The sequence below is a fragment of the Paenibacillus sp. OK003 genome (assembly GCF_900109515.1).
GTDB lineage: Bacteria > Bacillota > Bacilli > Paenibacillales > Paenibacillaceae > Paenibacillus > Paenibacillus marchantiae.
The window spans coordinates 239162-251719 of sequence record NZ_FOBD01000007.1; the positions used below are offsets into that span (position 1 = coordinate 239162).

Genomic DNA, 12558 nt, shown 5'->3' on the forward strand with positions numbered 1-12558 from the left:
AACCATTACATACCAAACAAATCACGTATTACGATGTTATAACAATTACACGATAACGGAGAGGGCAGAAATAACCTGAAGAAGCGAAGCGTTCGCCTTTATCGACGGATTTCTCCCTTTAGAAAAGGGAATAAAAGAAATCTGGGGATAACAGCGATCAGAAGGTTGTTCTGGCCGCGTAGTGGCAAGTGTAATTGTTATGAAATCATCTTATGTACGCCGATTTTATTCAATAAAAGCATTGACGATTAGCACTGCAAACTGGTAAAGTATCAGATAAGCAAAAAACCAAGTAGACTAATGGGAATAATATTAAAGTAATAAAATCCAACTTAGGAAAATGGTTGTACCAAAGCAGGAAGACTGCCGACCGGACATAGAACCGGAGGCTGGGAGGGAATGCAGCAATGAATACCGTTCTTCGTCACAAGGGATGGACTTGGGGATTCCGCAGTACCGTATTGCTATATTTTATCGTACTCATTGTACTTCCAATCATCGGTGTGTACGTCAATTCCTTCTCTGAAGGATGGAGCAACTTTATCCAAAGCATTATGGACCCAATCGCATGGAAAGCTGTGCTGTTAACGATCCGTCTGGCTGTTATTGCCACGGTGATTAATGTCATTCTGGGAACTATGATTGCCTGGGTGCTGACACGTTATCGCTTTTTTGGGAGGTCGTTCCTTAACAGTCTGGTAGATCTTCCTTTTGCACTGCCAACAGCCGTTGGTGGCCTGATGATTATGCTGCTCCTGGGTCCGATCAGTGCCATAGGGAAACTGGCGGAGTCCATGGGGTTTGAAATTGTGTTTCACCAGCCTGCAATTGTGATCGCAATGACCTTTGTTACGTTTCCATTTGTCATCCGTGCGGTGCAGCCCTTGCTCGAGGAGATCGATCCTTCAGAGGAAGAGGCATCCTACACGATGGGAGCATCGAAGGCGCGCACATTCAGGCAGGTCATTCTCCCGTCGATGGCTCCGGGCATGATTAGTGGGGGAATGCTCGCATTCTCCAGAGCACTGGCCGAATTCGGGGCTGTTGTGCTGGTGGCAGGCAACATTCCGGGAAGAACACTGACGGCTTCCGTATTTATTTATGGCGAGATCGAAAGTGACAATCCAACCGGTGCCGCGGCCGTTTCCGTACTGCTCTTAACGCTCTCCTTCCTGATCCTCTGGCTCATTAATCTGGTACAGATGCGGGGGAGAAGACGATGAGGCGACTATTAATCGGACTGACGTTTGCGGTGTTCATTGTACTGCTGATTATCCCGCTTGGACGTATTTTTATTGGTGCATTTGAAGACGGGGCAGGAGGATTCCTGGATGGGCTGTTGCGCCCTGAGGCGCTGCATGCCTTGATGATGACAGGACTTGTTGTACTTGTTGTCACGCTGTTAAATACATTGTTTGGCGTTATGATGGCCATCTATCTGGTTCGCGCCGGATGGCTGAGTGACCGGGTGAAAGGGCTGCTGAACAGCATTGTGGATCTGCCCTATGCCGTATCGCCCGTCATTGGCGGATTAATGATTGTACTACTGCTGGGTCCCAACAGCATTATGGGTGCTTTTTTTGAAGGAATTGGATTCAATGTGGTCTATGCCTTCCCTGGCATGGTCATTGCAACGTTGTTTGTCACGTTTCCACTGATGGTTCGAGAGGTGATGCCTGTCTTGCAGGAGCTTGGATCTCAGCAGGAAGAGGCTGCGTCAACGCTTGGTGCATACGGCTGGAGAACGTTCTGGAGTGTTACCTGGCCTTCCATCCGCTGGGCGGTTGTGTACGGTCTTGTGCTGACGGTTGCCCGTTCGCTTGGGGAATTCGGTGCAGTGCTGGTTGTATCGGGTAACATTATGAACAAAACGCAGACGGCCACAACGCTTGTATATCAGGATGTTGAGAATTTTAACGTAGCTGCCGCAAATGGTGTGGCATTGGTACTGGTTACTTTTTCTGTCGGGCTGCTGCTTATGATGGAATGGGCCAAGAAGCGAAAGGAAGTGCATTGAGATGCATGTGGAAGTCCGTGATCTGAACAAACATTTCGGTGATTTTCATGCGGTAAAAGATGTCTCGTTCGATATTGCCAAAGGCCATCTAATCGGTTTGCTGGGACCCAGCGGAGGTGGGAAAACGTCTATTCTTCGTATGCTGGCGGGTCTGGAGAATCCGGGTTCCGGAGAGATTCGATTTCACGGAAAGGTCGTAAACCATCTGCCTCCGCAGGAGCGGGGAATCGGATTTGTATTTCAGAACTATGCCTTGTTCAAGCATATGACGATATTTGAAAATATCGCCTTTGGACTCAAAGTCAAAAAGACACCCAAAGCCCAGATCCGTGATCGGGTCATGGAGCTGGTGGAATTGACGGGGCTGAAAGGTTTCGAGCAGCGTTATCCACATCAGTTGTCTGGTGGACAGCGGCAGCGTGTCGCTTTTGCCAGAGCATTGGCCCCTGAGCCACAGCTGCTGCTGTTGGATGAACCGTTTGCCGCCATTGATGCCAAGATCCGTCAGGAATTGCGTTCGTGGCTGAGAGAGCTGATTGAGCGGGTAGGCATTACTTCGATCTTTGTAACCCACGACCAGGATGAAGCGATTGAAGTTGCCGACGAAATCATGATTATCAGCCAAGGGCGCTTGGAGCAGAAGGGCACGCCGTGGGATATTTACAAAAATCCAGAGACGCCTTTTGTTGCCACATTTATCGGGGAATCGACCGTTGTGGAGGACGCTTCACAGCTTAAGGGCTTCGAACATGCAGTGGAAGGGGAGGGCACACGTGCGCTGATCCGGCCTGAGTATATCGAGATCGGTTTGAAGAACGAGTTTAGCATGCTGTCCGCTACTGAAAAGGGGACCGTCAAACACCTTCATTTCCGTGGCAGTGAATGGATGGTAGAAGTGGAAGTTGAGGGCCATAAACTCATAACGTATCGTTCCCTGGAGAAAACAACGCTGCAAGTCGGCCAACAGATTCGAGTGCTTGTGCATCGGGCATATCTGTTCAATGATACCCATAGCTGGGTTGTTGAGAACCGATTGAAGGAAGATCCAATGCCGGTCATCATCTAATCAGAAGATCATTAGGTTCAAAATTGTTCTAGAGTTTTGGAGAGAGGTGCTTACCATGCAGACGATGAAGAAGAAAATCAACCCTTTATATGTTGTCCTCATGCTTCTGCTCGTCTGCATGACCGTTGGATGTAGCAAGCAGGAGGACGCAAGCGGACAGAGCGGAACCTCGACAGACGACCAATCCAATACGCTGGTTATCGGTGCTTACAGTGTCGCCAAAGACGCCGTCGGAGAATTGCTGCCCAAATTCCAGGAGGAATGGAAAGCCAAGACTGGACAGACGGTTCACTTTCAGGAATCCTATGAAGCCTCCGGGACACAAGCAAGAGCCATAGTTGGTGGATTCGAAGCTGATGTTGCGCTTCTGGCGATGGAAAGTGATATCGATAAGTTGGTCAAAGCCGATCTGGTCAGCTCCAACTGGAAACAGGCACCGAATGATGGCATGATCACCCGCTCGATCGTTGTTCTGGGTACAAGAGCAGGCAACCCGCTGGGTATTCGCGATTTTGAAGATTTGACCAAGCCGGGGGTTAAGGTGCTGTATCCTAATCCCAAGACGTCAGGCGGAGCACAGTGGGACATCAATGCCATCTATGGTGCAGGGTTGAAGTTATCTGAGGAGGAGCAAGGGAAGAAAGATCCTTCCGTGGCGAAAGCTTTTCTGGAAAAAGTACATGAGAATGTCGAGTCACTGGATAAGAGTGGCCGATCCTCCATGGCGGCTTTTGAATATGGCGTGGGTGACGTTATCGTTACGTATGAAAATGAATTGCTTGCCCGGATTGCCAAGGGTGTCAATTATGATATCGTAGTTCCCAAAAACACAATCCTGATTGAGAATCCGGCGGTTGTCGTAGACAAATATGCGGATAAGCATGGCAATCGTGAATTGGCGGAGGCGTTTGTAGCCTATCTAAGTACGCCGGAAGCACAGCGCATTTTTGCCAAGCACGGTTTCCGTTCGGTAGACCCTGAGGTGTTTGCAGAGACGAAGTCCTCGTTCCCAACGCCTGAAGGTCTGTTCGATATTAACTACTTGGGCGGATGGGACAAGGTACGCAGTACACTGTATTCCAAACGAGGCGTGTGGTACCAGGTGTTAGCCGGGTTGTAACCCCTTACGAGCATCGTCCTGTTATTGAATTTCAGAAGATCAATTGCGATTCAAACCTTCATTTCACGAAAAAAAGTGATATGGAGGTTTTTTGCATTGCTAGGCATTAATGTTATTTCATTTAAACCCGATAGGTTAAGTTGGAAAAAATCGTTGCAATTTGTCGATTCCTTGCCTATACTAGCTAACAGAACGTTAAATTACAGCGAGGGGAAATATCATAATGAAATCAAAAAAAATGTGGCTGTCATTGATGCTGGTTCTGGTTGTGGCAATCATGAGTGCATGCGGAAGCAGCGGTGACGGAACGAATTCGTCTAATACCGCAGAAAATACAGCAACAACGGATGATGGGCAACCGAAAGATGGCGGAAGCATCATTATTGCCGTTCAGGATGATCCTAAAGTGATGAATCCGATCTACGCGGGTGACCGTGTAACGTTGACGATTGATCAATCCTTATATGCTCCACTGTTCAATGTGAATGATGGCAAAAAAACGTATGTGCTCGCAGAAAGCGACAGCTTCTCTGATGATCACCTGACGTATACATTGAAGTTGAAAGACGGTCTGAAATGGCATGACGGCCAGCCTTTGACAGCGGATGATATTGTGTTCACAATGGATAGCATCCTTGATGAGAAACAACACAGTTCTTCCCGTAGTCAGTATGTTTTTGATGGCAAACCGGTGAAAGTAACCAAGATCGATGACCTGACGGTAGAATTCAAATTGCCGGAAGTATCTGCTGCTTTTGAAGGAGCATTGGTTTCGTTCTCTCCAATCCCTAAACACATTTTCGAAGGCGAAGCCGATATTGAGAAAAGCGACAAAAACAACAACCCGATCGGTTCCGGTCCGTTCAAGTTCAAGGAATACCGTCCGGGCGAATACGTAACCCTGGAACGTTTTGATGATTACTTTGCAGGCAAAGCTCATCTGGATAGCGTGACATATCGTGTAGCGAAAGATCCAAATGCAGCGAACCTGGCGTTGCAAAACGGCGAGATTCAAATGCGTATGGTCGACACACAGGATTACAACAAATTGAACGACACAGGCAAATTCAACATGCTGACTTACCCGGAAGGCCGCTTGCAATACATGGTGTTCAACCTGAACGTGCCTTCGATGCAAAAGAAAGAAGTTCGTCAAGCCATTGCTTATGCTTTGGATAAAAATGAACTGATCACCGCTTCGTATTCCTCAGCTGATTTTGCTGAACCGGCTTCGTCGATTCTTACACCGGACACGTTGTACCAAACGGATGATGTTGAGAAATACGACTACAACCTGGAAAAAGCAAAACAATTGCTGGCTGATGCAGGCGTTAGCAACCTGAAATTGCGTCTTGCTTACACAAACACCAACAAACCACAAACAAGCCAAGCGCTGTACATTCAGCAAAAGCTGAAAGACGTGGGCATTGAAGTAGAATTGCTGCCGATGGACGGAACAGCTTATGGTAACCGGACATTGGATATGAACAATACAGATTTTGAACTGTCCTTTGGTGGATACATTATGGGTTATGAGCCAGATGCTTATAAATCTCTCTTCCTGAGTGATGCGGCATACAACTACTCCCATTACAAAAATGCCGATTTCGACAAACTGTGGAATGAAGCAGCCGTTCAAATTGACGAAACGAAACGTGGCGATTTGTACAAACAAATCCAACAAACGGTAGCCAATGAAATGACAGTATACCCTATCGCCTACACGAAAGCTGTAGTGGCGATTGACAACACCTACGGCGGCGTTGAAGATGCAAATCCAAAACCAGTCGTGATGCTTGAAGATCTGTCCAAACTATTTAAAAAATAAGTTACAAGCCAATAACGCCGGCCGCGAGGCCGGCGTTGATTCGGAGGTGCCCAAGTGAACAACTATATTGTCCGAAGGATCGCACAAGCGATCCCTCTTCTTTTTGTAATCTCCATCGTATCGTTCACCTTGATCAAGCTGGCGCCGGGCGATCCGGTGCTTTCCTTTGTTACCCCGAATATGGGGGCAGAAGATGTGGAGCGTATTCGGCAAAACCTCGGTCTTGATCAACCGATGTACGTGCAATATGTCGTATGGCTCAAAAATGTACTGTCTGGCGACCTTGGTTACTCACTGGTGAACCATCGCCCGGTTGCCGAGATGATTATTGAACGTTTGCCCGCTACGTTTGGATTGATGGGGGCATCGCTATTATTGTCTTTGCTGATCTCCATTCCGCTGAGCATGATTGCCGGTTCGCGTCAGAACAGTCTGTTTGACCGTGGACTCAGTCTAATCTCGTATATCGGGATATCGATTCCTAGCTTCTGGTTCGGTATGATGCTGATCTATTTCTTTGCAGTAGAGCTGCACTGGTTGCCAAGCATGGGTATGCGAACGGTGGGTATGGACTCCGCATGGGATATTATCAAACATGGCATTTTGCCATGTACCGTATTGACCTTCATGAACGTATCCGTGTACATGCGGTACATTCGCTCGAATACAATCAGTCAGCTGGAAGAGGACTATGTTCAAATCCAGTATGCCTACGGCGCAACCAAAGGGACGGTACTACTTCGTCATGTACTCAAAAATGTACTGCTGCCTGTAATCACCATTCTCGGCATGTCTTTGCCGGAGCTGATTGCGGGAGCATTTATTACGGAGTCCGTTTTCTCGTGGCCGGGGATGGGATCTCTCGGGATTTCGGCCGTTCACGGTTTGGATTATCCGATTATTATGGGCATTACGATGATGTCCTCTGTGCTGCTGGTCGTCGGAAACCTGGTAGCTGATATTTTATATGGCGTGGTAGATCCACGAATCAAGACAACGGGGTGAGACAAAAATGAATTCAATGCGCTGGCGTAATTTACGGACGCAGTTAAGGCAGCAGAAACTGGGCCTTGCGGCTGTCATCATATTGGGCATCTTTGTGCTCGCATCCCTGTTTGCGTTTCTGTCCCCACATGATCCGAATGAAATTGTAGTGATGGAGCGGCTTCAACAGCCAAGTGCAGATCACTGGTTTGGTACGGACGATTACGGACGGGATTATTTGGCTCGGGCGTTATACGGAGGGCGGGTGTCTCTCGCCGTAGGTTTCCTGTCGATGGCAATCGCCGTTATTGTGGGAACACTGGTAGGTACGGTTAGTGGTTATTTTGGCGGATGGGTGGATAATACGTTGATGCGTATTGTTGACGTGCTCATGTCGATTCCATCCTTCTTCCTGATGCTGATCCTGAACGCATATCTGAAGCCGGGGATCGGTACGATTATTGTCATTATCGGGGTGCTGAGCTGGATGAATATTGCCCGGATTGTCAGGGCTGAGGCGATGTCGGTCAAGCAGCGGGAATACGTACTGTATGCGCGTGTATCGGGTCAAAAGCCTGGCCGGATCATCATGAAGCACATTATTCCCAACATTATTCCAACCATTATTGTCGCAGCAACCATCAACATCGCGAGTGCGATTCTGATGGAATCGTCACTAAGCTTCCTCGGACTGGGTGTTAAACAACCGAACTCTTCTTGGGGCAGCATGTTGAATGATGCACAGGGCTTTATTAGTGAAGCGCCGTATATGGCAATTTTCCCGGGATTGTTTATTTTGCTGACGGTGCTGTCGTTTAACTTCCTGGGGGATGTGTTCCGCGTAGCCTTCGAGCCCAAAGCGAACAAGCGATAGATGATTTTCGACTAAATATAGGTTCGACTAAACATTTTACACGAGAACGGAGAAGACAGAAATAACCTGAAGAAGCGAAGAGTTCGCCTAAAAGCTTTCTGAAAGAAAGCTACATCGGAAGCATACGCTATCACCGGATTTTCCCTTACGAAAAGGGAATCAAAAAAAATCTGGGGATAACAGCGATCGGAAGGTTGTTCTGTCTTTGGAGTGGCTAGTGTAAATATTCTTTGGTTGAACTTACACAGCGGGGTGAATACAATGACAGATTTATTATCGGTCAAACAACTGAAAACGTCCTTTGCAACTCGGGAAGGTGAGGTACAGTCCGTCCGGGGTGTGAGTTTTACGTTAAAAGAAGGCGAAGTGGTTGGGCTGGTCGGCGAGTCCGGCAGTGGCAAAAGTGTAACTGCCCGTTCGCTGATTCGGCTGATCCAGTCGCCGGGCCGGATTACGGATGGTCAGATTTTGTTCCGTGGAGAGGATCTGCTAACCAAGTCGGACAAGGAGCTGCGCAAAATCCGGGGCAATCGCATCTCGATGATTTTCCAGGACCCGATGACATCACTTAATCCAGTCGTTCGTGTAGGCAAACAGATGACAGAGGTCATTCGTCGTCACCGGAAAATGGACAAGTCGGCTGCGCGCAAGGAAGCGATTGAGTTGCTGCGGCAAGTGGGCATTCCTTATCCGGAAGAACGGATTGACCAATATCCACACGAGTTCAGCGGAGGCATGAGACAGCGGGTAATGATCGCCATTGCCCTGTCCTGCAAGCCGGAGTTATTAATCGCGGATGAACCGACGACAGCGCTGGATGTGACCATTCAGGCACAGATTTTGCAGCTGATGCAGGAACTGAAAGATTCCACGCAGACATCCATTCTGATGATTACGCATGACCTGGGTGTCGTTGCTCAGGTCTGCACCCGCGTGATTGTGATGTATGGTGGACTCATTATGGAAGAGGGGCCAGTGGAGCGTATTTTCGCTCATCCGCAGCATCCGTATACTCAGGGATTGCTGCGCTCCATTCCGAAGCACGGCGAGGAAGGTGGACGCCAGCGGCTGGCAACCATTGAAGGTACACCGCCCAATCTGCTTCATCCACCAACCGGATGTCCGTTTATGGAACGTTGCCCACACGCCATGGAAGTATGCAAACAGATGCCTGCGTATACCGAGACTGCACCCGGTCATCGAGCGCTATGCTGGTTGCTGGACGATCAAGGTCGGGAACAACATCAAGTACAAACAGGAGCATCGTCAGAGGAGGTGGAGAAATGAGTACAGGAATCGATCAGCGTGAAGTGCTGCTGGACGTGCGTGGTTTGAAAAAACATTTTCCGGTACGTGGTGCTGGCAAAGGCAAAGACGTCGTGAAAGCCGTGGATAACGTCAGTTTTCATATTCACAAGGGAGAAACATTTGGACTGGTTGGTGAATCCGGCTGTGGCAAATCAACGACTGGACGCAGCATCGTAAGACTCTATGATGTGACGGACGGAAGCATTATGTTTGGCGGACAGGACGTTGCGAAGATGAATGAACGCCAGTTGAAGCCTTTTCGCAAACGGATGCAGACGATTTTTCAGGACCCCTATTCTTCACTGAATCCGGGTATGAATGTCCTGCAGATTATTAGTGAACCTATGGAAATTCATAATTATGCTTCCAAGGCAGAGATGAAGGGGCGAGCGCTTGACCTGATGAACCGTGTGGGCCTGAAGCCAGAGCACGCGGAGCGTTATCCACATGAATTCAGTGGAGGGCAGCGTCAGCGGATCAGCATTGCCCGTGCATTGTCGGTGAACCCGGAGTTCATTTTGTGTGATGAGCCGTTGTCCGCTCTGGATGTGTCCGTACAGGCACAGGTGGTCAATATGCTTGAAGATTTGCAGGCAGAGCTGGGACTGACCTATTTGTTTATTGCCCATGATTTGTCGATGGTACGCCACATCTCCAATCGAATCGGTGTGATGTATCGCGGTAAGCTGGTGGAAGTGGCACCAACAGAAGAACTGTACCGTAATCCGGTACATCCGTATACCCAGGCATTGCTGGCAGCAATTCCTGTACCTGATCCAACGGTACGGAACGTGATGCCACCGATTTACAGTGGGGATACCGACTCATCCGCTCGGGGACGGGATGAAAAACCGGAGTGGATGGAAGTTTCACCAGGACACTTTGTATCCGGCTATCGAGACAGGATATAATGGATTAGGAATATCATGGAATAACGATATATAGTGACAGGAAGGTGTGAGTTGGATGAGTGCTGAGTTTAAGTTGTCCCAAAATACAGCCATTCGGCTGGAACAGGCTCGTAGCAAAGGCATGTCGGATGCAGCTTTGTTGGAAGCGATACAGGCCAAAAATGTTGCTGCTTTTGATGCCGTGTCTGAGGAGCACTACAGATATGATGATCTTTTCTCCTATGCGGACGAGCATGGCGAGAATCTGGAAGGTGCGGTTAAAGACGGCTACCGGATTACCTTTAACACTCGTGGTGGTCTGGGCATCTACTTGCAAAAGTCCTTCGGATTACAGCCAGAGAAAGACTTTACTGTGGGTGAAGGCATCGTAACCGGGTTGAAATTAAAACCGGAGCAGGCAGATGTGCTGGCAAAACGCCTTGCATCAAACTGGGTGATTACCGAATCCAAAGATGTACCTGAGGGCCAAGAGCTGACGTTGAAGCTGCGGGCTTTGGTTTAATGAAACAACAGACTGTCCCGTTTGCAGTGAATAACTGCGGCGGGATGGTCTTTTTTTGCAAAAATAGAGGTGGAAGATTACAATTTACATATCATTAATCGGATGGAACATAAATTTGGGATGCATTGCTTCCGGGATAGAGAGGGGACTTTCATAATGAATCAGCTAACATTTCTGGGAACCGGGGATGCGATGGGTGTTCCGCGGGTGTATTGTGATTGTGACGTTTGCACAGAAGCCCGACTTACGGGGATCAATCGCCGCAAACGTGCTGCTGTTTTGATTCATAGTGATGGCGAGCACGAACCTTTCATGATTGACTGCGGACCGGACTGGAGATCACAGATGGAAGACCAGGGGATGCGGATGGTGCAGACGCTGCTGATCACTCATGCGCATTTTGATCATATTGGAGGCTTGCCCGAATGGGCAGATGCGTGTCGATGGTTGGGTGTAAAAGGGCAGTTGTATGCACCACGGGAGGTGATCGCGACCATCCAGAGTCAATTTCCATGGCTCGGTCGTCATATGAATTTCCTGGAAACGGATGCGGATATCGAGCTCGGTGGATGGAAGGTGCACTCCTGGAAAGTTTGCCACGGTCATAATGGCTATTCGTATGCGTATCGATTGGAACGTGAAGGATACACCTGGGCGTATTGCTCGGATGCCATTGATCTGAAAGCTGCGGAGAAGCAGCCGCTATACGGGCTCGATCTGCTGGTACTTGGAACGAGCTTTGTTCATGAACTTGCGGAATTCTCCACACGCTCGGTGTACGATATGGTTGAGGCGCAGGAGCTGTTGCAGGATTTGAAGCCGGGTCAGACCTATTTTACACATATGTCTCACGACGTCGATGTACGCCAGAATTATGATCTGGATCAGGGGATTACGCTGGCACTTACCGGTCTGAAGGTGAAGCTGGGAGAATAGGACAACAATGCTAAAAATAAATTCAGAAGAGCGTATCCTTTACCGGAGGTTCTTCGTTTACATAGTGTAAGGCCATTACAGCAAGTGAATTGAAGCAAGATCAATCAGGAACCAACAAAGGGGGGCCCCAAACATGGCCTTTGTGAAGTCCGTGGATTGCAGAATCAACAGACCACATGATGATAAACAGGTTGAACCCTATAACCATTCCGGTGTTCAAACCGGATGTACGTTAGAGCAAACGATTGAAGCTGCGCTTCCGAACCTGCTGGGCTCGTTGTACGCCTACTGTATGTCATTAACTGGTTCAGTCTGGGAGACGGAGGATCTGGTTCAGGATACATGTGTGAAAGCATTATCCTCTTCAGCTACCCGAAGAACGGGAATGACAGCGGACATGAACTGGGAAGCCTATCTCATCCGTGTTGCACGCAACACCTGGATTGACGCCATACGGAAGCGTGAGAACTTGGCAAGCAAATTGGAAAGCATGAAGCCATTTATGCAGGAATTTGAGGAAGAAGAGAGATTCGAGGAAGTCGAGTCCGCTGTTCAAATCCTTGTGGATGAACTGCCACCGTGGCAGCGAGCGATATATATGTTACGTGATTTAATGGGATACACGACGGTAGAGACTGCTGAACTGTTGGACACGACGGAAGGGGCGGTCAAAGCTGCCCTGAGTCGTGCCCGCACTGCTCTGGCGAAAGTGAGGCACAGCCTGCATGAAGCGGATGCTGATCAGACCAATCCATTGGAAGAGCATCCGCAAAATAGGGAGGAACTGCGCAGTTATTTGCTGGCGTTCCGCAGCGGTGATACAGCACGTTTAATTGATCTATGCCTGAGTCAGACCGATGATCCGATGGCTGTGGCGGGAACGATTTTGCAGCAGACTCTGCCGTCTCAATCGATGCAGCCAGTGATGTACAGTTATTCAAGCTCCGGTATGAGTTCAATGTCGTATGGGGGAGGATATACGGTCAACATGGTTGCGTAAACCAGGGAGGCA

At 48.7% G+C, this 12558-nt stretch carries 12 protein-coding genes; all 12 read left to right on the forward strand.

What is annotated here, in order from left to right:
* The first annotated feature begins 407 nt into the window (after positions 1-407).
* The 12 genes from cysT (at position 408) to BMW94_RS13030 (ending at position 12546) form a co-directional block, all read left to right on the forward strand.
* Entirely contained in the window at positions 408-1223 is an 816-nt protein-coding gene (gene cysT / locus BMW94_RS12975) for a sulfate ABC transporter permease subunit CysT (protein WP_063564398.1), read from the forward strand.
* Complete coding sequence (locus tag BMW94_RS12980; protein ID WP_064639962.1) at positions 1220-2017, forward strand: sulfate ABC transporter permease subunit; 798 nt, start codon at positions 1220-1222, stop codon at positions 2015-2017. The genes cysT and BMW94_RS12980 overlap by 4 nt, the downstream gene beginning before the upstream one ends.
* Before the next feature lies 1 nt (position 2018).
* Positions 2019-3083, forward strand: a complete 1065-nt coding sequence (locus BMW94_RS12985) for a sulfate/molybdate ABC transporter ATP-binding protein (RefSeq protein ID WP_090998868.1) — start codon at positions 2019-2021, stop codon at positions 3081-3083.
* A 55-nt stretch (positions 3084-3138) separates the two neighbouring features.
* Complete coding sequence (locus BMW94_RS12990) at positions 3139-4203, forward strand: sulfate ABC transporter substrate-binding protein (RefSeq protein ID WP_175480673.1); 1065 nt, start codon at positions 3139-3141, stop codon at positions 4201-4203.
* A 223-nt stretch (positions 4204-4426) separates the two neighbouring features.
* The gene (locus BMW94_RS12995) at positions 4427-6031 is read left to right on the forward strand and encodes an ABC transporter substrate-binding protein (RefSeq protein ID WP_090998871.1); all 1605 of its coding nucleotides are present in this window, start codon (positions 4427-4429) and stop codon (positions 6029-6031) included.
* Positions 6032-6085: 54 nt separating this feature from the next.
* Positions 6086-7036 carry an ABC transporter permease gene (locus tag BMW94_RS13000; protein ID WP_062326882.1) on the forward strand — a complete coding sequence of 317 codons (951 nt, stop codon included), beginning with the start codon at positions 6086-6088 and terminating at the stop codon, positions 7034-7036.
* Positions 7037-7043: 7 nt separating this feature from the next.
* Positions 7044-7889, forward strand: coding sequence for an ABC transporter permease (locus tag BMW94_RS13005; RefSeq protein WP_090894485.1), 846 nt, complete (start codon positions 7044-7046; stop codon positions 7887-7889).
* A 261-nt stretch (positions 7890-8150) separates the two neighbouring features.
* A complete protein-coding gene (locus BMW94_RS13010) occupies positions 8151-9176 on the forward strand; it encodes an ABC transporter ATP-binding protein (RefSeq protein ID WP_090998874.1) in 1026 nt (341 codons plus the stop codon).
* On the forward strand, positions 9173-10108 hold the full coding sequence (locus BMW94_RS13015; RefSeq protein ID WP_090998876.1) for an ABC transporter ATP-binding protein: 936 nt from the start codon (positions 9173-9175) through the stop codon (positions 10106-10108). The genes BMW94_RS13010 and BMW94_RS13015 overlap by 4 nt, the downstream gene beginning before the upstream one ends.
* Positions 10109-10163: 55 nt before the next feature.
* On the forward strand, positions 10164-10610 hold the full coding sequence (locus BMW94_RS13020) for a hypothetical protein (protein WP_090998878.1): 447 nt from the start codon (positions 10164-10166) through the stop codon (positions 10608-10610).
* A 156-nt stretch (positions 10611-10766) separates the two neighbouring features.
* Entirely contained in the window at positions 10767-11546 is a 780-nt protein-coding gene (locus BMW94_RS13025; protein ID WP_063564389.1) for an MBL fold metallo-hydrolase, read from the forward strand.
* A 133-nt stretch (positions 11547-11679) separates the two neighbouring features.
* Positions 11680-12546, forward strand: a complete 867-nt coding sequence (locus tag BMW94_RS13030) for an RNA polymerase sigma factor (RefSeq protein ID WP_090998880.1) — start codon at positions 11680-11682, stop codon at positions 12544-12546.
* Positions 12547-12558: the final 12 nt, after the last annotated feature.

Bases quoted from the DNA above. Each gene is read 5' to 3' on its own strand.
- BMW94_RS12990 (WP_175480673.1), top strand. From the start codon at position 3,139: ATGCAGACGATGAAGAAGAAAATCAACCCTTTATATGTTGTCCTCATG.
- BMW94_RS12980 (WP_064639962.1), top strand. From the start codon at position 1,220: ATGAGGCGACTATTAATCGGACTGACGTTTGCGGTGTTCATTGTACTG.
- BMW94_RS13030 (WP_090998880.1), top strand. From the start codon at position 11,680: ATGGCCTTTGTGAAGTCCGTGGATTGCAGAATCAACAGACCACATGAT.
- BMW94_RS13020 (WP_090998878.1), top strand. From the start codon at position 10,164: ATGAGTGCTGAGTTTAAGTTGTCCCAAAATACAGCCATTCGGCTGGAA.
- BMW94_RS13010 (WP_090998874.1), top strand. From the start codon at position 8,151: ATGACAGATTTATTATCGGTCAAACAACTGAAAACGTCCTTTGCAACT.
- BMW94_RS13005 (WP_090894485.1), top strand. From the start codon at position 7,044: ATGAATTCAATGCGCTGGCGTAATTTACGGACGCAGTTAAGGCAGCAG.
- BMW94_RS12995 (WP_090998871.1), top strand. From the start codon at position 4,427: ATGAAATCAAAAAAAATGTGGCTGTCATTGATGCTGGTTCTGGTTGTG.
- cysT (WP_063564398.1), top strand. From the start codon at position 408: ATGAATACCGTTCTTCGTCACAAGGGATGGACTTGGGGATTCCGCAGT.
- BMW94_RS12985 (WP_090998868.1), top strand. From the start codon at position 2,019: ATGCATGTGGAAGTCCGTGATCTGAACAAACATTTCGGTGATTTTCAT.
- BMW94_RS13015 (WP_090998876.1), top strand. From the start codon at position 9,173: ATGAGTACAGGAATCGATCAGCGTGAAGTGCTGCTGGACGTGCGTGGT.
- BMW94_RS13025 (WP_063564389.1), top strand. From the start codon at position 10,767: ATGAATCAGCTAACATTTCTGGGAACCGGGGATGCGATGGGTGTTCCG.